Origin of the sequence: Salisaeta longa DSM 21114, assembly GCF_000419585.1 — a bacterium.
Taxonomy (GTDB): Bacteria; Bacteroidota; Rhodothermia; order Rhodothermales; family Salinibacteraceae; genus Salisaeta; species Salisaeta longa.
This window is the reverse complement of sequence record NZ_ATTH01000001.1, coordinates 1740605-1766279: the sequence shown is the minus strand read 5'-3', so window position 1 is coordinate 1766279 and position 25675 is coordinate 1740605. Positions and strand designations below refer to the sequence as shown.

General features: G+C 63.0%; 17 protein-coding genes and 2 tRNA genes. 8 read left to right on the top strand and 11 right to left on the bottom strand.

Annotation, left to right across the window (positions count from 1 at the left end; genetic code table 11):
• The first annotated feature begins 284 nt into the window (after positions 1–284).
• Positions 285–2432, top strand: coding sequence for an alpha-ketoacid dehydrogenase subunit alpha/beta (locus SALLO_RS15890; RefSeq protein ID WP_022835650.1), 2148 nt, complete (start codon positions 285–287; stop codon positions 2430–2432).
• 94 nt (positions 2433–2526) lie between these two features.
• Here SALLO_RS15890 and pheA read toward each other — a convergent pair whose 3' ends face one another.
• The 4 genes from pheA to SALLO_RS15875 form a co-directional block, all read right to left on the bottom strand.
• The gene (pheA, locus tag SALLO_RS15885; RefSeq protein ID WP_022835649.1) at positions 2527–3378 is read right to left on the bottom strand and encodes a prephenate dehydratase; all 852 of its coding nucleotides are present in this window, start codon (positions 3376–3378) and stop codon (positions 2527–2529) included.
• Positions 3375–4163, bottom strand: a complete 789-nt coding sequence (locus SALLO_RS0107260) for an alpha/beta fold hydrolase (RefSeq protein ID WP_022835648.1) — start codon at positions 4161–4163, stop codon at positions 3375–3377. The genes pheA and SALLO_RS0107260 overlap by 4 nt, the downstream gene beginning before the upstream one ends.
• Before the next feature lie 27 nt (positions 4164–4190).
• The gene (locus SALLO_RS17745; protein WP_022835647.1) at positions 4191–4793 is read right to left on the bottom strand and encodes a J domain-containing protein; all 603 of its coding nucleotides are present in this window, start codon (positions 4791–4793) and stop codon (positions 4191–4193) included.
• Positions 4794–4871: 78 nt separating this feature from the next.
• Positions 4872–6467, bottom strand: a complete 1596-nt coding sequence (locus SALLO_RS15875) for a S41 family peptidase (RefSeq protein WP_022835646.1) — start codon at positions 6465–6467, stop codon at positions 4872–4874.
• Positions 6468–6833: 366 nt separating this feature from the next.
• Here SALLO_RS15875 and SALLO_RS17740 point away from each other — a divergent pair, with 366 nt between their 5' ends.
• The 3 genes from SALLO_RS17740 to SALLO_RS0107235 all read left to right on the top strand — a co-directional run bounded on the left by SALLO_RS17740 (position 6834) and on the right by SALLO_RS0107235 (position 12214).
• A complete protein-coding gene (locus SALLO_RS17740; protein ID WP_169577899.1) occupies positions 6834–9152 on the top strand; it encodes a choice-of-anchor B family protein in 2319 nt (772 codons plus the stop codon).
• Between the two features lie 99 nt (positions 9153–9251).
• Positions 9252–10319, top strand: a complete 1068-nt coding sequence (locus SALLO_RS0107240) for a YVTN family beta-propeller repeat protein (protein ID WP_228702791.1) — start codon at positions 9252–9254, stop codon at positions 10317–10319.
• A 47-nt stretch (positions 10320–10366) separates the two neighbouring features.
• The gene (locus SALLO_RS0107235) at positions 10367–12214 is read left to right on the top strand and encodes an FG-GAP repeat domain-containing protein (protein WP_022835643.1); all 1848 of its coding nucleotides are present in this window, start codon (positions 10367–10369) and stop codon (positions 12212–12214) included.
• Between the two features lie 8 nt (positions 12215–12222).
• On the opposite strand, the gene SALLO_RS0107230 is transcribed toward SALLO_RS0107235, so the two are convergent.
• Entirely contained in the window at positions 12223–12894 is a 672-nt protein-coding gene (locus SALLO_RS0107230) for a TPM domain-containing protein (RefSeq protein WP_028567014.1), read from the bottom strand.
• Positions 12895–13088: 194 nt separating this feature from the next.
• Between SALLO_RS0107230 and SALLO_RS0107225 the strand changes: the two genes are divergently transcribed.
• The gene (locus SALLO_RS0107225) at positions 13089–13847 is read left to right on the top strand and encodes a hypothetical protein (RefSeq protein WP_022835641.1); all 759 of its coding nucleotides are present in this window, start codon (positions 13089–13091) and stop codon (positions 13845–13847) included.
• Positions 13848–14820: 973 nt separating this feature from the next.
• On the opposite strand, the gene SALLO_RS15865 is transcribed toward SALLO_RS0107225, so the two are convergent.
• From SALLO_RS15865 to SALLO_RS0107200, 6 genes are all read right to left on the bottom strand, one after another.
• On the bottom strand, positions 14821–15051 hold the full coding sequence (locus SALLO_RS15865; RefSeq protein ID WP_022835640.1) for a hypothetical protein: 231 nt from the start codon (positions 15049–15051) through the stop codon (positions 14821–14823).
• Positions 15052–15299: 248 nt separating this feature from the next.
• Complete coding sequence (locus SALLO_RS0107215) at positions 15300–18230, bottom strand: DEAD/DEAH box helicase family protein (RefSeq protein ID WP_169577898.1); 2931 nt, start codon at positions 18228–18230, stop codon at positions 15300–15302.
• A 330-nt stretch (positions 18231–18560) separates the two neighbouring features.
• Entirely contained in the window at positions 18561–19175 is a 615-nt protein-coding gene (locus SALLO_RS18425) for a transposase (protein ID WP_157621329.1), read from the bottom strand.
• Positions 19176–19207: 32 nt separating this feature from the next.
• Positions 19208–22285 carry a site-specific DNA-methyltransferase gene (locus tag SALLO_RS0107210; protein WP_022835638.1) on the bottom strand — a complete coding sequence of 1026 codons (3078 nt, stop codon included), beginning with the start codon at positions 22283–22285 and terminating at the stop codon, positions 19208–19210.
• Positions 22286–22610: 325 nt separating this feature from the next.
• Positions 22611–22685, bottom strand: a tRNA-Val gene (locus SALLO_RS0107205).
• 131 nt (positions 22686–22816) lie between these two features.
• A tRNA-Gly gene (locus tag SALLO_RS0107200) sits at positions 22817–22891 on the bottom strand.
• Positions 22892–23105: 214 nt separating this feature from the next.
• Here SALLO_RS0107200 and rpmH point away from each other — a divergent pair.
• From rpmH to yidC, 3 genes are read left to right on the top strand one after another with little or no spacing between them, the layout of a single operon-like run.
• A complete protein-coding gene (rpmH, locus tag SALLO_RS0107195) occupies positions 23106–23270 on the top strand; it encodes a 50S ribosomal protein L34 (protein WP_028567013.1) in 165 nt (54 codons plus the stop codon).
• Between the two features lie 10 nt (positions 23271–23280).
• The gene (locus SALLO_RS0107190; RefSeq protein ID WP_022835636.1) at positions 23281–23715 is read left to right on the top strand and encodes a ribonuclease P protein component; all 435 of its coding nucleotides are present in this window, start codon (positions 23281–23283) and stop codon (positions 23713–23715) included.
• A gap of 48 nt (positions 23716–23763) precedes the next feature.
• Entirely contained in the window at positions 23764–25638 is a 1875-nt protein-coding gene (gene yidC / locus SALLO_RS0107185; RefSeq protein WP_022835635.1) for a membrane protein insertase YidC, read from the top strand.
• The last annotated feature ends 37 nt before the right edge of the window (positions 25639–25675 follow it).

The window sequence follows — 25675 nt, the reverse complement described above, 5'->3', positions numbered from 1 at the left end:
CGCTCGCCCGTTCGAACAAGCCCAATGGGGGGTGACGCAGCTTTACGATCCGACGGTCGCGCGGCCTTCGCGAAGGCGGTGCAAAAACGACATCGGACGCCGCATTTCCTTTCGATTGAGGCGGCCGTTTGCTACCTTACAATGATTCGTTTGCTCCTGCAGCAACGGAACTGTAGGGACTGGCTCACCTTTGATCGAGTGGAAGCGCTTCGCTGGGCCATGCCATCGGTTGCCCCGTCGTGGGGCCCTTCGTTTGTATCGGTTGGACTAACTTCTTTGACGTTATGGAGACCTCACAGAACACGCCCGAAATGCGTCCGGCAACGGCCGACGGTGCCCCGCAGGGCGACGGCGCCTCGCACGGCGACCACGCGGTCACGGGCAGCCTGGATGTGCAGCCGCTTACGCCGCACGACTTTGATGCGGATACGTTGCGCGGCCGGCTGCGCCTGATGATGCTGTCGCGCCGCCTCGACGAAAAGATGATGACGCTCCTGAAGCAGGGGCAGGGGCACTTTCACATTGGCTGCGCGGGGCACGAGGCGGCGCAGGCGGCGCTTGGACTCCACACGCGCGCCGGTGAGGGGCCGGGCCACGACTGGTTCTGCATGTACTACCGCGATTTGTGCCTGTCGCTCTCGCTGGGCCAAACGGCGCGCGAGGCGCTGCTTGCCCACCTGGCCAAGGCCGACGATCCCAACTCCGGCGGCCGCCAGATGCCGGAGCACTTTGGGCTGAAGCGCGCCAACATCATGACCACCTCCTCCTCGGTGGGTGCGCAATTTCTGCCGGCGCTCGGCTTTGCGTTCGGCATCCAGCGGCGGGGCGAAGACAACTTCGTGTACGCGTCGTGCGGCGACGGCGCCACGAGCCAGGGCGACTTCCACGAGGCGCTCAACTGGGCCGCGCGCAGCAGCGCCCCCGTGCTATTTTTTGTGCAAGACAACAAGTACGCCATCAGCGTGCCGGTTGAAGACCAAACGGCGGGCGGCTCGGCGTACAAGCTCGCGGCGGGCTACGAAGGGCTCGAGCGCCTGCATGTTGACGGCACCGACTTCTTCGCGATGGCTGCTGCCACCAAGGCTGCGGTCGACCACATGCGCGCGGGCCGCGGGCCCGTGTGCCTCGTTGCCGATGTCGTGCGGCTCTTTGCGCACTCCTCCTCCGACGATCATAAGAAGTACCGCCCCTCCGAAGAGCTCGAAGCCGACAAGGCCATCGACCCCCTCAAGCGGTTCGAGCAGCGCCTCATCGAGGCCGACGTGATGACGGCCGATGCCGTGGACGCGTTGCGCGCCGACATCCGCTCGGAGGTTGACAAGGCGGCCGACTGGGCCAAGCAGCAGGCCGACCCCGCGCCCGAGACGGCCACCCAGCACGTCTACTTTGAGGGCGAAGATCCCCTCACCTACAACACCGCGGACGACCTCGACCCCGACGCCGACCCCATGGTGATGGTGGATGCCGTGAACCGCACCATGAAAGAAGAAATGGCGCGCGACACGTCGGTGCTGGTGTACGGCGAGGACGTAGCCGGGGCCAAGGGCGGCGTCTTTACCGCCACAAAAGACCTCACCGAACTGTACGGCGAAGATCGGTGCTTCAATGCGCCGCTCGCGGAAGCCTCCATCATTGGCACAGCGGTAGGGCTTGCGGCTTCGGGCTACCGGCCGGTCGTAGAAATTCAGTTTGCCGACTACATCTGGCCGGGCATGCAGCAAATCCGGAATCAGGTGGCACCGTTTCGGTACCGCTCAAACGGCGAGTGGGGCTGCCCGATGGTCATTCGCGTGCCTTGCGGCGGATATATCCACGGCGGGTTGTGCCACTCCCAAAACGTGGAGTCGATTTTTGGGCACATGCCCGGATTGAAGGTGGTGCTGCCGTCCAACGCGGCCGACGCGAAGGGGCTGCTCGCTACTGCCATCCGGTCGGAAGATCCGGTGCTGTTCTTGGAGCACAAGGCCCTGTACCGCGCCGCCTCGGCCCGCACGCCCGCGCCGCCGGAAGGCTACACCCTGCCGCTGGGCAAGGCGCGCATCGACCGGGCGGGCGACGACCTTACGATTGTAACGTACGGGGCGATGGTGGCCAAGGCGCGCAACGTGGCGAAGACGCTGGACAAAGAGGACGGGGCGAGCGTCGAAATTATCGACCTGCGTACCATCACGCCCATGGACCGGGAGGCGGTTCTGCAGTCGGTGCGCAAGACGAATCGCGCGCTGGTGCTGTACGAAGACCACGAGTTCATTGGCTTTGGTGCAGAGGTGTGCGCCCAGATTGCCGATGCGGCCTTCACCTATCTCGATGCACCCGTGCGCCGGGTAGCCGGTGCCTTCACGTCCATCCCGTTTGCCGGCTCGCTTGAGCAGGCCGTGTTGCCGAGCGACGATGGCATTCTAGAAGCTGCCCGCGATGTGCTAGCTTTTTAGGTGCGGTGTAGTTGTATCGGTGGAAATTACGTGCGGGGCGCTCCGGTGCATAACGGGAGCGCCTCGCCGGTTGTGGGCCCTGCGGGGTGCATGCTCATGCAGGGCCCGCGTCGGTGGTGGTGGGCACTGGGGCGGCCGGATAACTTCCCAAAACGTTTATGCTGTGGGCCGCCGACGCCACGACGCGACGGGCCGCCACGAAAGCGGCATCGGAGGCCGCGGCCTCCACATCCATGTAAAACAGGTACCGGCCGGGCGCGCCCACGAGCGGACGGCTTTCCAGCTTGGTGAGGTTGACGGCGCGGCGGGCGAACGCCTGCAGGCACGGGGCCAGCGCACCAGGACCGGCATCGTTGAGGCGCAGCGTGAGCGTCGTTTTTGTGGGCGCGGCGCGCGGCGGGGTGCCCTCGGGAGCTACAATCCAGAAGCGAGTATAATTCTGTGGATTGTCCTCAATGGATGCGTCTAGCACGGCCAGGTCGTACTGCTCGGCGGCTTCGCGGCTCGCGATGGCCGCGCGCGTCGGGTCCGCCGCCCGCGCCACCGCCCGTGCCGCTCCGGCGGTATCAAACGTCGCTTCGGTGCGCACCTCCGGCAGATGGGTCCGCAGGTACTGCCGGCACTGCCCCAGCGCTTGCGGGTGCGAGGTCACGGTCTTGAGGTCAGCCAGCGTGGCGCCGGGGCACCCCAGCAGGCCATGGCGGATGCGCTGCCACACGTCGCCCACAAGGGTTACCGGATGGTGGTGCAGGTGGTCGTAGTTCTCCGGGATGCTGCCAAACAAGGTGTTCTCGATGGGCACCACGGCACGATCTGCGCGGCCCGCGGCGACGGCGGCGAAGGCCTCACGAAACGTCTCGCACGGATGCAACGTGGCGTCGGGAAACACCTGGGCGGCGGCTGCGGCGCTGTAAGCGCCCGGAATGCCCTGGAAAGCGATGGTCATGGTGTGGCGGCATCCAAAAATGTGCGGAGCGTAGCATTAAACGCCTCCGGGCGCTCCACCGGAAGGGCGTGCCGGGCGTTGGGAATCACGACCACGCGGGCGTTGGGCAGTGCCGCCGCCGTGCGTCGTTTGGCGGCGACGGGCGTGTAGTCGTGGGTTGCAGCCACCAGCAGGGTCGGCGCGGTGATGGCGGGCAGGCGATCGGTGATGTGCCAGCCCATGATGGCATCCATCGCGGCAAGGTAGCCCCGCGTATTGTTGGCCGACCACCGGCGCACCATCTCGTCGCGGAGGTGGGCCTGGCTATCGCGCACGAACAGCACGCGGGCCAGGCGCTCGGCGACGCGGCGCATTCCCAAAACGCGTACCGCCACGCGGCGTGAGAGGTAAAACCAGACGTCGTACCACGTGTGCAGGCGCATGTCGTCCATGCTGTTGACGACGCAGAGGCGCTGCACGAGGTCCGGCGCGTCGGCGGCGAGTTGCAGCGCCACCATGCCCCCCATCGACAGGCCCACAACAGTAGCGGGCGTCGCGTCGAGCTTCCGCAAGACAACGGCTACGTCGCGCGCCATCTGCGGGATGGTGTACGGCCCCGGCGGCACGCCCGAGCGCCCGTGGCCGCGCAAGTCGATCGTGAGCACGCGGAAGTCTGCGGCAAAGGCGGCCACCTGTGGCGCCCAGTCGCGCCCGCTCGATCCAAGGCCGTGCAGAAACACCAGTGGCGGGCCGCTGCCGTGCTGTTCCACGTAGAGCGCGGTGCCATCGACGAGGTGGTAAGACATGCGAGGCAGAAAGCAGCGAGCAGCGGGTTACGTGCCGGGGCGCACAATCAGCGAGAGGACGCCCCACAGCGTGCTGAGCACAAAGCCGACGGCGCCGCCGGCCACCGCGCACAGCAGCATGTTGAGCAGATAGTAATCGGTGCTGTAGATGATGTTCGGCTCGGCGACGAACAACCCGGCGCCCACTATGCTTCCCCACCGTACCGCCGACTCGTGGTGGCGGTAGATCTGCCGGTGCTCTTCGTACAGGCTGCTTTGGATGGAGCGCGTAGCGCTGCGGCGCCACACCGCACGCGATTGACGGGCCTCGTGCCAGGCGCGCGCAAACGATTCGCGGCGCTGCGCACGTGTGCTTGCTGCCGTGGGGGCCGACTGTGGCGCGCGGGGCGCCTCGGCGGTGCGTGCAGCGTCGTACGTGGCGCGCGCCTCGGGGTCGCTCAGCACATCGAAGGCCTCCCGCAGCGCCATAAAGTGCCGCGTGGCTTCCTCCTTCCGGTGTGCCGGGGCACGGTCTGGGTGATGGGTCTTGGCCTTGCGCCGAAACGCCTTTTTGATGGCGTGCTGATTCGCATCAGGCGACACGCCCAGGCGAGCATAGTAATCGGCAGGAACGCGGCGCCCATCGGGCATGGCTGTACGCGGGGGCTTCGTTCAAACGCATGACGAAACGGTGAACGTGAACGGCCGCGCTGCGCTACAGATCCGTGGTCACGGCGCTTGCAGGGGCGTCCGGTGGGCGTGCACGGGAGACGACGCCTGCGGGGCGACGGGATAACGCCGGGCACGGAGCGCGGCCGCGGGCCAGGCTTGCTGAGCGGCGCGGAAGATGGGCGTAGCGGGGTTGCGCACCCGGTGCCACAGTTCGGTGCCAAAGAGGCGGCGTGCCACCATGCTTTTCATATGCTGCATCGTTTGCGCGCGCGCCGCCGCAATACGTGCAGGCGACACGTCGGCCGCGTGCTCCGCTACGAAGTGCGTGTAGGCCGCGGCGGGCATCCGAAATTGAAGGCGAAACGCCTCAGGGCGCTCGTTCCACTGCATGCGCAGGGCCCGGGTGCGTGCGTCGATCCAGTAGCGCATGTAGCGGTGCAAAGCGCCCGATTGCAGCCAGCGCTGCACGCGGCGGTCGGCCGGCGTGCGCGTCACAACGCGATCGGGCTGCAGTCCCCCACGGCTTTCGACCGTGCGGCCGGCATCGGTGGTGTAGCGCACCGAATCGCGCGCTGCGCTGCCCGCGTACGGCGTCTGGATGAGCCGCCCAGACGGCGTGTAGAACCGGGCCACGGTCAGTCGCATGGCGCTGCCATCGCCGAAGCGGTACTGCTGCTGCACCAATCCCTTCCCAAACGTCCGCCGGCCCACAAGCAGCGCCCGGTCGTGGTCTTGCAGCGCCCCGGCCACAATCTCGCTCGCTGAGGCCGACTGTCCGTTGACCAGCACGATCAGGGGACCATCGGTGAAGGCGCCGCCCGGTTCGGTGCGGAACGTTTCGTTGGTTGTGGAGCGGCCGCGCACCGACACGATGGATTGCGCCCCGGCCAGCAGCTCATCGCACACGTCGAGGGCCGCTTGCAACACGCCGCCGCCGTTATTCCGCAGGTCGACGATCAGCCGCTGCATCCCCTGGCGGTGCAGGGTGCGCAGCGCGTCCTGAAACGCCGCGCCGGTGGTTTGGGCAAACCGGCTGATCTTGATGTAGCCTGTGCGCGCATCGACCATGTACACCGCCGGAATGGAGCGGAAGGGCACGGTGCCGCGCGTGATGGTGCGCTGCAGGAGGCGTGCGTGGCCCGGCCGGCGCAGCGTAACCTGCACCGTGGAGCCGGCGGGCCCGCGCAGCGCGCGCTGGATCGCCGCGTCGGTGACGCCCACCGCCGTCGTGCCGGCGATGGCCACGATCCGGTCGCCGGCCCGCACGCCCGCTGCCGCGCTCGGGCCCTGGGGAAGGACCGTAACCACGCCGATGGTGTCGGCCGGACCGGGCCCGTCGATACGTTCGTACGAAAGGCCAATACCTTCAAACGACGCGCGCATCGCGCGGCGGGCCGCATCGTGCGCCGCAGGCGGCAGGTAGGTGGAGTGCGGGTCGAGCGCCGCCAGGGTGCCCCGAATGCCGGCGGCCGCAAGCCGGCGGGCCGTAGGGGCTGCTACGTGGCGGGCTTTTAGGATTTGCAGCGCCTCATGGGCTACGGTGGGCGCGGGCGGCGCCTCGGTACCCGACCGCCGCGCGAGCATCGCCCCGCCCACGCCGCCGAGGGTCAGCAACAGCACCCCAATCATCCATCGCACGCCGGTCCCGCGCATACGCCGCTTTGGTTAAGACCTTTCGAAGAGCTCATGCTGTCTTTCCGTACGAAGGATAGGCCCGACAGATCCGTTGCCGATGCGGTGCCACCGGCGCGCCAGGTGCAACTGATGACGTGCGTGTGCTGTCAACAGCACAAGGGCTCCACATAGGAACACCCGATCATGGAAAGGCTATGAAGGATCGGTTGGCTGTGCTCTGTTTGAGAGAGCAATGGGTCAACACGTTGGCAAGAGTTCCCAAGCAACGCCCCAAGTTACGTCTGCCGGTTTTCCTGCAGAACGCACCAGCTTCATCGACCTCCGAGCAAGACCTGAGCAATGATGGTACAATCGCGACGCGTTCTTCTTCTGTTACTCCTTTTCGTGTGGCCGCTCAGCGTGCACGCGCAGTCTGCGCCGTTTGCGCGCAATAGCGCCATGATGGGCTTTGGGCAAGCGCTTGCGGTGCACGAGGGCACCGTGTTCATTGGCGAGCCGCGGGCTGTGCACACCCCCGGCCGCGTGTATCTGTATACGCAGCAGGAGGGGGCCTGGCAAGAGGCCGCCGTGCTGGAAGCCCAAGACGGCGCCGTGCAGGATGGATTTGGAAGTGCCCTTTCGGTGGATGGCACCACGCTGGCCAGCGCCTCCAGCGATGCGGTCTACATCTTCAATAAGTCGGGGTCGGACTGGACGCAAGCCGCCAAGCTGACCGTGCCGGATAGCATCAGCGGGTTTGGCAGCAGCATTGCGCTTGACGGCGATTGGCTTGCGGTGGGCGCGTCGTCGCGCGCATCCGTTGGCCGCGTGTTTGTGTACCGCCGCACCGATGCGGGCTGGGCCCAGACGGCCACGCTTGTGGGGTCGAGCGCTCAGAAGGGCAACCGCTTTGGTGGCACCGTGGCGCTGCAGGACGGCCACTTGCTGGCGGGCGCGGCCGGACAGGAGACGGGCGTCGTGTATGCCTTCCGCTATGATGCGGACGCCGAGGCGTGGAACGAGGTGGGACAGCTCATGCGCAGTCAGCTGAACTCCGCTGCACGCTTCGGCTCAACGATCGCGCTGCACGATGGTACGGCCTTCATTGGCGCGCCGCGCGCCGACGAGGCTGCGGGCCGGGTGTTCACGTTTGCCTTCAACGATACGGCCAGCACATGGGAGCACCAGCACACGCTCTACCCACTGGCCACCGGCGGCGAGCACTACTTTGGCGCCTCGCTTGCCTTTGCAGGCGATCAGGCATGGATTGGCGCGCCCGGCGCGGACGACCGGACCGGCGCTCTCTACCGCTATACCTGGAGCGACGGCAACTGGACGGCTGCGCAGCACGTGGCCCTCGAAGCAACCAAAACGGGGCAGATGGCCGGGGCGTCGCTCGCCGCGAGCGACGACGTGGTTGCGACGGGCCGCCTAGGTGCCGACTATGGCGCGGGCACCGCAACGATCCTGTGGGCTACCGAGAGCGGCTGGAAAGAAGCCACGGTAGCAAGCGCGCCGGCCGATGTGATGTCTTCCATCACCGGCAACAAAGTTCGCTGCACCGATGGCACCGCCAAGATGTTTGAGTGCCAGAACGTCGACCTCGTCTCGTTCCTTCCGGTGCACAAGATTGGCGGCGGCCGAGGCGTGCAGGTGAACGACATCTGGGGCTGGACCGATCCAGAGACCGGGCGAGAGTACGCGCTCGTGGGCCGCATTGACGGCACCTCGTTCGTAGATGTGACCGACCCGAGCAACCCGGTGTACCTGGGCAGCTTGCCCCGCACCGAAGGCTCCACGGTAAATGTGTGGCGCGACGTGAAGGTCTACAAGAACCACGCATACGTGGTGGCCGACAACGCCGGCGAGCACGGCATGCAGATCTTTGACCTGACGCAGCTGCGCGACGTGTCGCCCAGCGAAGCACCGGTCACGTTTGAGGAAACCGCGCACTACGACAAGATTCACAGCGCGCACAACGTCGTCATCAACACCGATACGGGCTATGCCTATATCGTAGGAAGCAGCGGCGGCGGCCAAACCTGTGGTGGCGGCTTGCACATGGTCAACATCGAGAACCCGACCGAGCCGGAATTTGCAGGATGCTTTGCCGATCCGTCCACCGGACGTACCGGCACGGGCTACTCGCATGACGCCCAGTGCGTCGTCTACAACGGTCCCGATAAAGATTATCAGGGCCGCGAGATTTGCTTCGGCGCGAACGAAACGGCCATCAGCATTGCCGATGTTACCAACAAGGACGAGCCCGTAGCCGTATCGACGGGTACGTACCCGGATCACGCCTACGTGCACCAGGGCTGGCTCACCGAAGACCATCGGTATTTCATTCAGAACGATGAGCTCGATGAGATCCAAGGCCTGGCAGACAGCACGCGGGCGCTCGTGTGGGACGTGACGGACCTCGATAATCCGAAACTGGCGACGGAATACTTCTTCCCGAACCGCTCCACCGATCACAACATGTACATTCGCGACGGACTGGCCTACCAGTCGAACTACGTGAGTGGACTGCATATCTTGGACGTGAGCAATCCAACCGCGCCGCGCCATGTGGCCGAGTTCGACACGGTGCCCTTTGGCAAAGACGAGCCGGGCTTTGCCGGCACGTGGAGTAACTATCCGTTCTTTGACAGCGGCATTATCATCATGACGAGCATGAACGAAGGACTCTTCATCCTTCGGCGTCAGCAGGAAAGCCTGTAAGACGCGCGTTCATGGTTGGAAGCATGCGACGAGCGCAGCGGCCTTCGGGCTTCTGCGCTCGTGGTTTCTCAACGATCCATTCCCTATCGGTCTGTGCTTATGCGACGTTTGATTGCTGTATTTGCCTGTGTTGTTGGACTGCTGCTGCCGGGCGCGGCCCGCGGCCAAGCAAGCGGTGCGCCGCTGCTGTACGTAGCCAACCAGGGCGAAGCTACCGTGTCGATTATCGACATGCAATCGTTGGAGATTGTCGATCGCGTCGACCTCAAGGCGCTCGGCTTTTCCAAAAACGCTAAGCCGCATCACGTGGTGGCCGAGGCGGACGGCTCGGCGTGGTACCTCACGCTGATCGGTGCCAACACGGTGCTCAAGTTTAATGCCCAGAACGAACTCGTGAAGCGCCTCGATATGGAGGTGCCGGGTCTTCTGGCGATCGACACGACGAGCACGCGCCTCTACGCCGGCCGCTCGATGAGCGCGGTCAACCCACCGCAAAGCCTCGCCGTGATCGACCGGGCGGCGATGCGCGTTGAGATGGCCAACACGTTCTTTCCGCGGCCGCATCCCATCGCCGTTTCGCCCGACGGACGCTACGTGTACAACGCGAGCCTCGCCATGAACCAGATGCTGGCCATGGATGCGTCGTCCACCAAGATTGAACTGAAAACGCTGGGCGGCAAGACGCAGACGTTCGTGGATTTTGCCGTGACTCCCGACGGAACGACCATGGTGGGCACCGGCCAGGTGACTGGCGAGGTGCTGCTCTTTGACATGAGCAACGCGCCGGCCATCACCGTCACCGATACGCTGCAGGTGGGCGCGCAGCCGTGGCACCCCGTCATTAGCCCCGATGGCCGCTACGCATACATTCCCAACAAAGCCAGCCACAGCGTCAGCATCATCGACCTGCAAGCGCGCGAGGTCGTCGACACCATCACGGGCAACGGCCTTGCACAGCCGCACGGCACGGTGCTCTCGGCCGATGGCCGCTACCTGTTTGTGTCGAACAACAACCGCAAGGGCACCTACACGCCCACCGGCAACAATTCCACCGCCGGCACGATCACCGTCATCGATACGCAGTCGCGCGAAATCGTTGAGGTGATTGAGGTGGGAACGTACCCCTCGGGCATTGGCACCTGGGGCGGACAAGTGGCGGCGCAGTAGGTGCTGCGGGCCGCACGCGCACAACCTGTTTCATGTTCTTCGGATGTATGACGTACGCTATGCAACGCCCGACGCTGCAGCTCGCTGGATGGCTCATGCTCATTGGCCTGATTGCGGGCTGCAGCGGCCCGGGCACGGCGTCTCAATCCGGCGAAACGCCTGCGGCCGCACGGTTTCAGCGGGTGGTGGACGGCCCGGTGCCCGTCCTCGATTCGACCGGGCAGCCCATGGATCAGCCGTTTTTGGGCGGACTCAACGTGCCGCGCCCGCAGTTTACCGACGTTAACGGCGATGGCGACGCCGACCTGTTCGTGCAGGAGGATACCAACGAGCTCATGTTCTTTGAGCACACCACCGGCGATACGCTCCGCTGGCGCACCGACCGCTTCCGCGGCTTGCAGATCGGCGAGTGGTTTCGGTTTGCCGACATGGACGCCGACGGCGATCCCGACCTGCTGGCCGAACAGGTCTACAGCTACATCCGCTACTACGAAAACACCGGTATGGACGGGCGCGCCGTGTTTTCGCCCGCCGCCGACACGCTGCGCACAGCCGACGGCACGCCCATCTTCTCCGACCGCCAAAACATCCCAAACATCGTCGACATCGACGCCGACGAGCGCATGGACTTGTTCATTGGGCGCTTGGACGGCACGGTGATGCGCTACGAGGCCACCCGCCGCACGGCCAACACCGATGGGGTGCCGCGCTTTCGGCTCGTCACCGAGCGCTTCGAGGACATCGAAATTGTAGGACCGCGCCGCGTGGGCAGCTTGCACGGCGCCAACACCATCACCTTTGTGGATGTAGACGGCGACCGGGACTACGATCTGCTGTGGGGCGATTTCTTCGAGGCGGGGCTGCTGCTCATCGAAAATCGGGGCACGCCCCAATCGCCCAACCTGCGCACCGAGCCGCGGCCGTTTCCGCCGTCGCAGCCCCTGCAAACAAGCGGCTACAACGCCCCCACCGTCACCGATTGGGGAAAAGACGGCGACACGGATCTGTTTGTGGGCGTGCTGGGCGGCGCGTACAACGCCAACACGTCGCTGGTGCGCAACTTCTACTTCTACGAGCGGCAGCAGGAGCGCTACCGCCTTCGCACAAAGCAATTCCTCTCGATGATTGATGTGGGCAGCGAGAGCATTCCCGCGGCGGGCGACATAGACGGCGACGGCGATACCGATCTGCTGCTGGCCAACAAGATTGCGCCAGGGAATGCGCGCGCGTCGGCCGTGCACGTCATTGAAAACGTGGGAACGGAGCGCGCGCCACGCTTTCGCATGCGCGGGCCGCTGGGCGGCCTGCCGGGCGTGTACCATCTGGCGCCTGCGCTGGGCGACCTGAACGCCGACGGCCGCGCCGACCTGGTGGTGGGCGACTGGCAAGGCGGCGTGCGCTGGTTTGCAGGCACCGCCGAGGGATTTGCAGCGTCCGGCACGCCGCTGTTTACCACCGAGGGGAGCAACGCCGTGCCCACGCTGGGCGACGTAGACGCCGATGGGGACCTCGACCTCGTGGTTGGGGAAAGCACCGGCGCGCTCACGCTATATCGCAACACCGGCACGCCCACGCAGCCCGCGTTCACCAAAGCCGCCGCGGCGCTACAGGGCCTGTCCGTTGGCAAGCGCAGCGCCCCCCACCTGGCCGACCGCGACGGCAACGGGACGCTCGATCTGCTCGTGGGTAATGCCGCGGGCGACGTGCAATGGTTCATGAACGACGGGCGCCCGAAGCAGCCGTCCTTTGCCGCCGAAGCGGAGCCCGTAGACGTCGCCGCGCCGGCTCTTGCCGCGCCGCTCCTGTACGACCTGAACGCCGATGGCGCGCGCGACCTCCTGATGGGTGGCACGCGGGGCGGCCTGTATCTCTTTCAGAAGCGCCCGGTACGGTAAAAGCCGCATCAGTCGTCGTTGGCATCCGGCGTGCGCACCCGGTTCGAGAGCTCGTCCGTGTCGTCGGGGCGGATGGCAACGCCCTTGCGTTCCAGCAGGCGGCCGCACTGTTCAATCGCGTCCACGAGTCCGGCCGTAAGGTCGCCCGCTGTTTTGATGTGATGGCGCAGCGTCGCCACGACGTCGGCCCACGCCTCGGGGGGCACCTGTGCGTTGATGCCCGTGTCGCCCAGCACCTCGATGCGATGCTCGCGCAAGGACACGAACAGCAAGATGCCGGTGCGGTCGCGCGTGTTGAACACCTCCTCCGTCAGAAATGCCTGCAGCGCCCGCCGGTGCACGCGCACGTCGAGCAGCGTACGCCCCACCAGGCGGCGCATGACGGCCGGCACGTAGTTGCCCAGCAGCGCGCCGAGGAGTCCTGTGAGCGCCGGCAGCAGCAGCGCCCCGGCGGGTTCATACAGCCAAGCAAACGCCCAGCCGGTGTACCACGTCGCAAAGCCAACCGTGCCGATCGATCCAAGCAGCGCCCCCAAGACCGCGCCGCGCCACACTGCAATCTCGTAATCGTCACTTTGCGTAACGACGTAGGGTACAATTTCGCCCGCCGTGCGCTCTTCGGCTGCAGCAACAGCCGCCCGGATGCGGTCTTCGTCGAGGGTTGAAAGTCGGTGGGGCATGATAAGGCGCAGGTTCATTCTACAAACAGGAGGTGCTGCAATATGCAACAGCGCAGATCAAAAAACGAAGGAGTTGCCACTGCGGCACAGCCCTTGCTCAACTCTGCTGCTGCGCGACCCGTACACACGGTGTCGTATCGCTCACATGTTCTGCACAGTGCGCGATGTATTTCACTCATCAACCGCTTCCCCCTATGCAGCAACTACTCCAACGTTCGCTTTTTCTATTTCTGGCTGCTGGACTAGCCGTTGGGTGTTCCTCGACGGGGGCCACCCAAACGGCCACGCGTGCCGATGCCTCGGCACCGGCGGCCGCCCAAGACACCGCAGCGACGGCCGCGCCCGCGCGGCCCGCGGCGCTTGCGCAGGCCGTGCAGTACGCCAATGCGTTTCAGCAGCAGCTATCGACGTACGAGGCGCAGCGGCAAGCCGCCCTCGAAGCCCTCACCAACGCCACGTCGACCGCGCTAGCGCGGCTCGACAGCGTCTCGCAGCCAGCCGACCTGCGCGCAGTCACCGAGACATGGCGGCAGCAGTGGACCGCCGCCGCCCGCGCCACGGAGCAGCTGGGCGACCAGTTTACGGACGTTGAGACGTCTGGCACGCGCTACTTCAACCAGTTGAACCGGCAGACGGCGCGCATCGCCAATCCGGAGCTGCGGGCCAGCGAGCTGGAGAACAACCTGGCGCTCCAACGCGCGTGGACGCAGCAGCTTCAGCAGTCGGCCGCCGACCTGCGCGACGTGCGGCTTCTCGTGAACGCCGGCAACGACGTGTTCGTCACCCTGCTGAACGCGTCGCTGCGGCCGGGCACCACGCAGGTGAAGGCGCAGGTGCAAGAGCTTCAGGAAGACGCCCAGGCGCTTCTGGAGGAGCTCTACGCCGTGACAAGCGCGGGCTACGAGCTGGTCGGCACGCCGCCGTCGGCGTCGGCCCCAACGGCAGCCAAGTAGCAACAAGGCATCAGCGCTGACACACCATACAACGGCCTGCGGTGCCTAGTGCGCGGCGGGCCGTTGGTGTGTAATAGCTCCACCGGCAGGGCCGGCATACCATTGCGTAGACGCCGATCACTCCGTCTTTTGCGAAGGCCGTGCTGCCGAACGTTCCGCAGAGGGGGCGCCAGTGGAGGAGGGATGGCCGTGCCGGATGTTTTTCTCCCGCGCCGACTCTTCAGAGGTTTCGGCCAGCGGAAGATCATGCTCGATGAAGCGTTAGTCCATGCGCAGGGCGGATTTCGGGATTATGGTGATGCGGTCGGCAGTTACGATTTCGGGGATCTTTTGGGTAGCGCGCTGTCTGGATGTAGCCGGTCCTCTATCCATTGTATCGGGTTGTCAAACACGTACTGGCGGATGGCGCGGAATTCACGTTCGTTGCGCACAATGCGGTCATGATACCGGGATTGCCATGCGAAATCGGTGCGTACCTCCCGCCGAATACGTTTGGTGCAGGCGGATTTTATCTGCCCGATGATCGCGCCCAACGAATGTGCATGCAAGGTCGGAGTTTTGCCCGTAGAGACGCCTCGGCGAGGCGTCTCTACGTCGGATAAAACATCGAGCGATGCCCCAGGTGAATTCGACCGTATGCCGACCACCCCATGCACATGGTTAGGCATAATGACCCATGTATCTAACACCACGTACGGACGCACCTGCGGGGTTCGTTGCCATTCTTCGGCCACGACGCATCCCGCCTCTGACCCCCCATGATGCCGTTACAGATCGATCCGAAGAAACAGGCACGCTGGTGTGCACAGATTGTGACGAAATACCACCCCGGCGACCGATAATCCCAGGTTGGATGGCGTGCCGAATCGATCCGATAGGTCCCGCGGTACAAGGCCATGCGTCGCATCTCTTCGCAATGAGTAGGCTGTTGAGCAGCTCAACAGGCAGCAGTTGAGTCTTCACCAAACCGAGATTATGTCTCCTCATCTCGGAGGCTATCCAACGTATCTGCATCCAGTGGCGATGGACCCCGCTGCTTCCGGAATCGGCGATACGCGGTACCAAACGAATCCGGCTGCTCGGCCACGGCCCGCCCCAGCAGCAAGATCGCCTGTTGGTTCAGACTGCGCCGCTCGGTATCGGCCAGCTCCCGAATGCGGTCCATGACCTCTTCGGGGATGCCTTTCAGCGTGAGGGCAGGCATGAAGACATGGAGGATGGTTCGTTTTGGTTCCGTTTTGCGCACGGTGCCAGGAGGAGATTCCGCACTGCACGCAGTGTCTTCGGTACGGTAACGATACAAGCAGGGTGACGGAGTTATGAAGACGGACGCACCGCAACAGAACAACAACAGTCATCGCTCCAGTGCGCCGGGTTGTTCTGGATGTACGGCTGAATGCACCGGAACGCGTATGAAGGCGTTGAGCTGCCGCTGCACTGTGAATCGAAGCACTATGCCGCCGCATCATCAGCGCGGTGCGTTCTGGCCAGCATCCGATGGACTGCTGTCGGGCCGTCCTCTAAAAAGTAGATGTGGCGATCCGCAAATTCCTCTCGCGTATCTATGGTCTGCTTTTGCTGGATCGTCTGGAAATCAGTTGTTGAAAAAATGAATGCATGCAGCCTGATGTCGTCACGACCGGACCGCTCATTCAACTCCTGCTGGTAAGCTCCGATGCTCTTGCAAAACGTGACCTTGGCGTCTGCATCGATTCCACCCATCCCAACGTTAAGCCCTTTCGGATCGACGAAGATCATATGCTGCTTGCTATCATCGACGAGCCAGAGAATAAAATCCGGGAAAAAGCGGCCGCCTTCCTGCATCTGAAACCCCACACCCTGCCCGCGTGACTGGTTGCGTAAGACGTACAACTCTTTGCCCTTCATGAAATCACCCCCATTCGGTGTGCGCAGAAACGAACGGAGATGCTCAATGAAGGTGCGCTCTCCGGTGTTAAGGCCCGGAGGGCTGTATTTTACAACATCATCCTCCTGCGTAACAAGAGGAAGATACAGGTGCCGTTCGAAGTAAACACGCGGCGGCGTTCCCGACTCGGTTTCGTATAATGCATCGTCTCCAACGAAGAGCACCTCGCCGTCTGTATCGATGTGTTCTAGTCGATCGAGTAGCTTTTCAATGAACGTTGTTGCTGAGCGTCGCACTCGCGCCTCGATGACAGCAACGAGATTCCCATCTTGCTTTGTCAGGGTCTCATACTGCATGGTCGAACGCTCCCACTGTTGCTTGCGGCTGGAATGGAACGCGGTGATATACGTACGAAGGATGCGCAGCACGATCGATTCGATGTCGCGGCGGTCTTCGAATCGGTTGCACTCGATCATTTCGGCCGGGCAACGGAGCACGTAATGCTGCGCCTCGATGAGCTCCCGCAACGGGGTCACGTCGAACGTGAGATTCGTGTAGCCCTCTTTTTCCCGATAGCGCCAGCAGGTCCGATAGATACGCTTCCAGTCAAGCAGTGGAAGCAGACCTGGGTCGACATACCGGTTCTCGCCCATGTCGTACGTGGCTGGTGTCTCGTGAACCGCATCGGCTGAGACGAGCGCTTCCATTTGTGGAGTCAGGTCGAGCTCTGGGACAATATCGTCATCGATCGAAAGCCTGACCTCATCTTGCGATTCGTATGTGACGGTCGTACGTGGGCGGATCACCTGCAGCCCTTTTCCCACAAAGCGATTGTCCGTGCGGGTCTTGAACCGGATGATCTCTCGCTCCTCGGTGTCGATGCCCTCATCTTCGAGGTAGTTGCGAAATTGGGCCATGTACTTGGCCCGCACGCCGAAGATGTTCAGGGTTTCGAGCAGCGGCAGACGCCGGGGGTGGGGGCCTGCTTCTGGCAGAGCCGTCGATCGCTTCAGGCTGCGATTCTTCCCCAAGAGGCGCACGCCGCGCCCAAAGAGTTGGATGATCTGTGGGCCTTCCCCGCGGCCGATGTTCATGAGGCCCATCGTAGAGACCCGCCAGCTGCTCCAGCCCTCAATGAATTTCTTCGCGCCGAGAAGCACGTTGACGTTTGAGCCCCGCCGGTTGATGCGCTTGAACAGGGAGCCCTCGAACGCCGACTCGGCGATGGTAATGTCGGGCAGGTCCTGTTCGGTCAGTTGCAGAAAGCCGCGATCGTTTCCGACATCAATGACGCCAAAGAAGGCGTCGGCGTCGCCTGCACGGAGGCCAATCTCGCCCTGAGCGCTGGTGAGATTCACGAGGCGGAGGCCCGTTGCTCCGGAGGCATGGAAGAGGCGCTCGCGCAGATCTCCGAGAAGCGCCTGCACCGTCCATCCGGATTCGAGCTGCGCCCGCAGCGCGCCAAAGGCATCCGCGAACAGGTCGTTCCCATCGATCTGCAACGGGCTGTCGCCGGTGAGCAGCTCCCGGATCGCCCCTTCGGCCCACTCGCTATCGGTGAGCACCCGATGCAGAAAGGCGACGAGGCGTTGAATGTCGGTGACGCTTCGTTTGTCGTTCGTGCCGAGGTCCGACACGCTCCGTCCGCCCGTGACGCTGTGGCCAATGAACATGAGGAGCGGTTTCCGCAGGTGGTACGCCTCCCGCATGCGGCGCTCGTCCTGCCCGAAGACGAGTTGCTGCTCGTAGAACGTCAGCAGGTTGGCCAAAAGATAGCGATCGGTCAGATCGTCGCTACCGGCCAGCACCTCGTCGGCGCTCGTCTCCAGGTTCAAGATGCGATAGTCCTTGCCGTAGCCATCCTCGTAGAACCGCTGATACGAGTAATCGAACAGGATTGCCTTGCCGTACTCCTCTTCAACGGCGGCCGGTGTGGAACCGCCCACAGCCTGCCCGAAGGTGGCGCTGTATTCAAACGTGAACCCGTCCGCAGCCAGCCCCGCCCGCAAGCTCCGCCACGTGCCGGCTGCCGAGCGCGCACCTTTGTGCCCCTCATCCACGAAGACGAGATTCCGACCTTCGAAGGCGTCCACCTCCACGCGGATCCCTTCGTCGGTTTTGTCTTCGACGAGCTTCGAGATCTCGATGACCTTCACGCCCTCGGGCGCCACATCAAGACTGCCTTCCAGCAGATCCAGATAATACACGCTGTCGATGCCGCTCTGACGCAGCTCACGCATGTGCTGGCGGGTAAGCCCCTCGTTGGGCGTCACGAGCAGAATGTGATCCAGGGCCGCCCCGAAGTAGTGGCGGTACTGGTAGTAGTTGAGGTGCATCAGGAGCGTCTTCCCGCTCCCGGTTGCCATCCAGTACGCAAGCTTGTTGAGGTCACCGGCGCTGACCTCCGGGTACTTGATGTACGTGCGGTGCTCATTACGACGCGCGGCGAAGGCGTTGATGTCCGCCGCGAATGCTTCGGCGTCCGTCTTGAGCCGGTGAAGGTAATGCTCGGTCATGAGCCCCGCGAGGTGCTGGAAATACTTCCAGGTGATTGGCTCGGTGCGACGGGCGTTGATGGCGTCGGTGTGCGCACGGATGTGCTCGTCGTAGCGGATGAGGTCCGCGTCGCTCACGCTGACGCGCTTCCGGGTTTGTAGCGCCTGTACCAGGTACGACACGCCGCTTGGTGCAAACCCCTCTTTCGTGGTGCGCAGCGTCTCGTGGTACTGACGGATGGCCTTGGGATCCTCTGGATCCCGCACGCCGAAGCACTCCCGAAAGTAAGCAGCAAGGACGAGCCGCTTCTGAAATTTGTTGAACGACTTGGAGGGCATGGGAGATCAGATCTATGACGACGTGGAGTGGTAACGGTCCTCGCCCCACTGTGTGGGGTTGTTTTCAATGTACCGACGAATGGCACGAAAGGCCCGTTCATTGCGGATGATGTGGTCGTAGAAACGAGGTTGCCATCCAAAATCGGGGCATAGTGCAGGCCGCACGCGTTTCGTGACGGCGGCTTTGTAGGATCGAATGATGGTCGATATTGAACCGGCCTTCGGGGAAATGCGGGACATGTGGCGGGATCTTTGATCCGGCGTTTTTGCGCCCGTCGCGTCCGTAGAGACGTTGGAATCCACGGTAGAGACATTGGAATCCAACGTCTCTACCGTGGCATGGTTAGGCCGTGGCAACAATCCCAATATTCCATGTACGTGGTTGGGCATCACCACAAAGGCGTCCAATACGGCCCGATCGTTCAGATCTTCGATACGTTGCCAAAATTGTGCGGCGACGCATCCGGCAGGAGACAATCCCATGACGCCTCTGCGGATTACGCCAAAATGATGGGCGCGCCGATGGGTGCATATCGTCACGAAATACCACGCCGACCGCCGATAATCCCAGCCGTCCAGCCGTATCGAGCCGGTTCGGTATTGTCCAAGGTATCGCGTGTCGCTCATCGGGTATTGCGTCGGCTTTTTGTGGTTAATGGCTATCCGGCGGCGGGATCCATCCGCTCGCGTAAGGTGATCTCCAGCGGCTCGGCCTGCCCGTGAATGAAACTCGGGCCGTTGACGTACACGGTGTCGAACGGCCCCTCGGGCAACGTCTCCGCCGCCCACGCTTTCTCCGCGTCCAAGTCCAGGTCCTCTTGATTGCGCCAGACGACCAGTACGGCGTCGATGGACTGCTCGTGCTCAACGGTGCCGGTCACCACGACGTACCGGCGATCCTGGTGTTCGTAAACGCGGCGCGTGTGTACCTGCAGGCCGATCAGGTAGTTGAACGTCGCCTCCAGATCGACTGCGTGCGCCTTGGGGCTGTGCATGCCGTGCTGAATGCGCAGCGTGTACTCAAACGGCCGTGCGAAGGCATCCGGCGCCAGCAGCGTCTCACTCTCCCGCGTCTCGTGCGGGAGCATGTAGCGGAGTGCGTAGTCGTCGAACCGGTCGAGAAGTGACGGCTCGGCCTCCGGGCGCTTGACCTCGATGTTGTTGAGCGCATCCTCGTACGATTCCAGCCGGTGATACTGGATGACGTGGCTCATGCCGTCGCTCGCCTGCGGCACACCGTCTTTCCATTCGCTGCTGAAGGCAACCTTCTTGAGGCGCGGGAGCATCACGTTATCGAAGTGCTCGCCCATTTCGACGAGGACATACGTCCGGCTGCCGCCGTCCTCACGGTTCAAATTCATGACCGCGTGGCCTGTGGTGCCGCTTCCGGCGAAATAGTCGAGCACAACGTTACCGCCGTCCACCTGGAAGATGCGCCGCAAGAGTTTGGTCGGCTTTGGGCTGGGAAAAGGATTCCGCTCGAATAGCGCGTGGAGTTCACGTACGGCATCCTGGTTGTGCCCAGCCTTGTCATATGTCCAGACTGTGCGCGGCACAATACCTTCCACCTCACTTAGAAAGCGCTTGTAACGCGGCATTGTATTGGTTCCCTCTTGTCCCCACCAGACTCTGTTAGCCTCGACATTACGCTCATGATACTCCTCAGAGTAGCGCCAAACAGCGTCTTCCGGTGGCCAAATTTCTTCTCCGGTATTCGGATTCGTGATTGGGTAGTATAGATTTGGTCGCTGTTCTGCTGATTTGTTTGACGTGTAGTCTCCAGAAAGCCAAGGACCACGTGGGTCATTGTCTGAATTAGTATAACCGCTGTTTTGCTTTTCCGTACGTGGAAGCTTCTTCGGCCGCCATTTTGTTTTGTCCTCAGCGTACACGAGGACATGATCGTGGTCATCGCTAAACCACGTCGCGTCGTTTGCGGGAGAATATTTCTTCTGCCAGATGAGATTGGCGACGAAGTTTCCTTCTCCGAACAGCTGTCCTAACAGTTTCCGCAGGTTATCCTGTTCGTTGTCGTCGACATTGGCAAAAAGCGCGCTTTCTCCAGGCATCAAGCTGCGCGTGAGCATGACCCGATCCGCCATCATGCTCATCCATGAGGAATGCCGGTAACTGTCCTTGTAGAGAAACCCGTCGTTGCCCGTGTTGTACGGCGGATCGATATACACACAGTCCACCTTCTCTCGAAACCGTTCCTGGAGCAGGTTGAGCGCCTGGAAGTTTTCCCCCTGAATGCAGCGGCCGTCGATCACGCCCGATAGGCCCTCGTCCGCATCGAGCGTCGAAAGGTGTGCGAGCAGGGCATCGGTGAAATCTTGCCCGAAGTGCCGGGTGTCGATCATCACGTGCGGGTGTGCCTCCAGAAAGTCCCGCGTGAACGTGCCGTCCTCATAGCCCTGGCTGAAGAGCCCGTTGTCCCACTGGTCTGTGGCATACAGGTCGCGCCATTCGTCGAGCTGCGCTTCGTTAGCGAGAATCGCATCGTAGAGTGCGTCGGGCACGCGGTCGAGCGTCACGCAGTAGCCCGTGTCAATGATAAACTTCTTCTTCTCGAAGAGGCGCTTCTGAAAATTCTCGATCTGCGCGAGGAAGTCGATAATGCGCTCCCCGATCTTCTTCACCGCCTTCGCGCGGTCCACCTGATGCAGGCGCCGGTGCTCTTCCGCCTCCAGCACCTCATTCAGGTTCAGGACCTCGTTTTGGATGAAGAACGCCAGCTGTCCCCGCAGAAAGCCCTTCAGGTCCTTGTGGATGAAGTAGTCCGCCGTATTCTTCGCCGTGTAGCGGTTAAGATGGATTTCGAGTGGGCTCTTCTCCGTGCCCTCCTCCGGTTGGGCAAGCTGAGCGCGGATCGTGCGGTCGCCCATCGCATCCAGGACTTCCTGCGTGGTCGCTGCGACGATGGTCGACCGGTCGTTCGTCTTCCGCCGGTTGGATGTGCTCTGCTGCTCGTTGTAGCGCGCCAGGAGCCGTTCGTCCTCGTCCTCGGTGAGGGGCCGATAGGCAAACTCGATGGTACAGCGCCCGGCCTCTGGGTCTACCGTCACCGGATCCTCGCCCTGCAGCACGAAATAGCGGGTGTCGCTCGCCTTCACGTTGTCCTGCGGCGTTTGCGCATCGACGAGGCGGAAGTGCACATCCACGCCGCGAATCGTGAAGCGATAGTCCCGGAAGTGCTCCGTCGTCTTGACGTAGTACTGGTCCCGATTAGCCCAGTGCAGCAGCACCTCCTCGCCGTCGTAGGGCACCATGTACTTGGAATCGCCCGCTGCAAACCGCCGCTTCGTGATGAAGTCGCCGCCATCGTAGTAGCGGTTGAAGAAGCGCGCCAGGTCGTCGTAAATGCGCCGCTCGGTGTCCTCCGAAAGCTCCGCTGTTTCCAGCCGTTTGCGGGCCTTGATATAATCCTGCGCCGCCTTCAGCTCACGATACGCTTCCTTTATCGAGCCATCCGGCAAGATCGCGTCCTCAGAAAGCGTCTGCAAGACCGTCTGCCGCGCCTCCTTGACAGCTTCGCGGGCCGCTTCGATTTGCCCTTCCTCGTAGGCGCGCAGCTCCTCTCGGACGCCTACCACGAGATCACGCTCGATGAACCGCTCGATGTCGTCGCGCTTCTCGTTTAAGATTCGGTAGACACCAAAGTCAAGATCTGCTACGTCGAACTGAAAGAGCGTGCAGAGGGTGTCCGTAAACCTTGCAAGAGAATCGGGGGTTGACATCACCAGCTACAGAGATCATGGATTCAGAAAGCTTGATGTGTAGTGTACAACAGGGAGGCGGAGCGATCAATCTTTGCTCGGTGCGAGCGCGACATTCTCGGTGAATACCAAGGCTAAAATCAGGTAGCCGAATCGGTGTAAGCTATTGGGCGCGACCCGGATGAGGTGGAAGGACACGTGCACCGCTGCGGTGCACGTCACAGAAAAGACAATATCCGCGGTATACGTTGCGGAGTCTGCTCTCCGTACTCAGCTAATTTGCTGTGCTGCGTTGTACCATGGAATCCGTAAGTCCATAAAAAAAGAGACTTACGGAGAAAAAATGTGGGCGATGCTGGATTCGAACCAACGACCCCCTCCTTGTAAGGGAGGTGCTCTAAACCAACTGAGCTAATCGCCCCAAGGGCGCGTAGTAACGCGTTGCGCTACCGATGTAAGCCCGCCGCCCGCGAAGGTTCGGAGCGGCTGCGCTTTCCACACAGGCTCCACACGAACCGGGAACGCCGCGCCTCGTGCGGGCCCGCGCGCTGGTGGAGCGGGAAACGGGATTCGAACCCGCGACCCTCAGCTTGGGAAGCTGATGCTCTACCCCTGAGCTATTCCCGCTGCGTGCAGGCGGCGCACAAGCCGCCTGCTAGTGGACGCACCACGTGCATGTTTTCTGTTAATGTCTGGGGGCACCCTGCGTTCCCAGGCACCGCAGGGGCCGCGGCGTGTTAATTTGACGATGTTTTAGCCCGGCCCGCCCCAAACATCGAAGGGCAGCCGTCGTTAGAGCGCGTGATTCGTTGTGTTCTGTCCTCTTATTCTATCGACTGTTATGCCAAAGCGCACCTACCAACCCAGCCGCCGGAAGCGCCGCAACAAGCACGGCTTTCGGGCGCGCATGAAAACGAAAAGTGGCCGTGAGATCCTCAAGCGCCGCCGCAAGAAAGGACGCAAAAACCTCACGGTGAGTGACAAGAGCTCCGGCAAGCCGGTATAACCCACGCCCTATGTCTTCGTCACGGGCCGGTGCGCCGCAGGCGCGCCGCTACACATTTCCGCCGTCGCACCGCCTGAAGCGCACCCGCCTAATCCGGTCGCTCTTCGACCGGTCGCGCGATGACGTGGCCACAGTGGCGGTGGGCGCGCTGCGCGCCCTGTTTCGGCGGGTCGACCGCTCGCAAACGGGCCACGACACCCCGCTTCAGATAGGGTTTAGTCCCGGCCCCGGCGTACGCAGCGGCGTGGCGCGCAACCGCGTGCGGCGCCTCATGCGGGAGGTCTACCGCCGGCATCAGCATGCCGTGCTCGAGGTGCAGCGGCCCCGGGCCGATGCGCTGCTGGTGATGTTGCTGTTTCGCGGCGATCCGGCGACAGCCGACACCGCCATCCCGCGCGACCTGCCCCGCGTGCTTGACCGCCTCGTCGCCACGCTCCACCCGTAGCGCCCGGGCGGTCGTTCCATTGTTGTCTTTCGCAATCGTCTGAAGCCTTTGCCCCGCTCGCTTAGCAACCAACCCGCGCCGGAAGACCAGCGCAACGTCATCATCGCCACCATTCTGTTTGGCGTGGTGATGCTGGGCTGGATGTACTGGTTCAACCCGCAGCCGCCGCAACCGCCGCAGCAGCCGTTTCAGGACACCACGGCCGCCGCGCAGGCGCCCGCCCCGCAGGCCGCGCCGTCCGATACGGCAGCGCCAGCGGCCGCAACCGCGTCGCGCGATACGGCGGCCCTGGCGCCGGCGACCAACCAGCCGCTGCCGGACACCGCGCGCACCATCGTCGTCGAGACGCCGCTCTACGAGGCGGTGCTCTCCTCGCAAGGCGGTACGCTCCGGCGCTTTGCCCTCAAGGACTATCACCAGTACGGGCAACAGCAGAACCCGGTGCAGCTGATCGACTCCACCGGGCGGGGCGCGCTGGCGCTTTCGTTCACGACGCCGCAGAGCCGCCTCGTGGACACGCGCGACGTGCACTTCACCTCCGCTTTTGCCGGCGACACCCTCCGCATAACGGAGCAAGAGGCCACGCTCACGTTTACGGCTACGCTCAGCGGCGGCACGCTGCATCAGACCTATACCTTCCGGCCGTCGTCGTACGACGTCGGGTTGGCGATCCGCCATGAGAACGCGGATCGTTACCTGACGCGCGACGGCTACGCGCTGGTCTGGGACGATGCGATGCCCTTCTCGGAAGACGAAACGGAGGGCGAGCTGCGCCACACGGGCCTTTTTGCGTACTCGGGCGGCGAGGTGGTGGGCCTCGCGCTGTCTGACCAAGACCACAACGAGCGCAGCCTAAACGGCGACATCGGGTGGGTGGCCACGAAAAACAAATACTTTACGGCCGCGGTGCTGCCCGACGCGCCCGATGCGGTGAAGGGGGCCGACCTGATCGGCGATCGCGTACAGCACGACGGCTCCATCGACACAAAAAGCCTTACGGCCCGGCTCCAGCTGCCGGCGCCCACTCCGGCGGAGCCTACGGATCAGTTCAACCTGTACCTGGGGCCCATCAATTATTACAACCTCGCGTCGTACAACCGTGACCTGTACGACATGGTTGACTACGGCTGGGACTTTTTCGAGTGGATGACGCGGCCGCTCGCAAAATACATCTTCATCCCGGTGCTCACATACCTGGGCGGCGTGCTGCCCAACTACGGGCTGGCGCTTATCATCATCGCGCTGCTCGTCAAGCTCCTCACCTATCCGCTGACGCGCTCGTCGTACCGTAGCATGGCGCAGATGCGCGAGCTGCAGCCCAAGATGGAGGAGATCAAGGACAAGTACGGCGACGACCCGCAGAAGCAGCAGGAGGAGATGATGAAGATGTACCGGGAGACGGGCGTCAACCCCATTGGGGGCTGTTTGCCCATGTTCTTGCAGTACCCGGTGCTCATCGCACTCTATCAGTTTATTCCGCAGTCTATTCAGCTGCGCCAGGAGAGCTTCTTGTGGGCGGCAGACTTGTCGGCGCCGGATGTTATTCTCCAGCTGCCGTTTACCCTTCCGTTCTACGGCGATTACGTCTCCGGCTTCACGCTGCTCATGGCCCTCTCCATGATTGCCACCATGCGGCTGCAGTCGTCGCCTGGCGCGGGCGGCGGTCAGATGAAGGCGATGATGTACGGCATGCCCATCTTCTTCTTGTTCATCTTCAACGGATTTGCCTCGGGGCTCAGCCTGTACTACCTGGCGTTTAACATCGTCTCGGTGGCGCAGCAGCAGTACATCAACCACGAGATTGAGCAGGAGAAGGACGACCCGTCGACCAACGGCCGGGGCTCGCGCAAGGATGCGAAGAAAGGCTTTTTCGCCAAGCTGATCGAAAAGGCCGAAGAAGCCCAGAAGCGCCAGCAATCGTAACGCTCACCGGTCGCGCGCCGTCTGTTCAACCACGCCC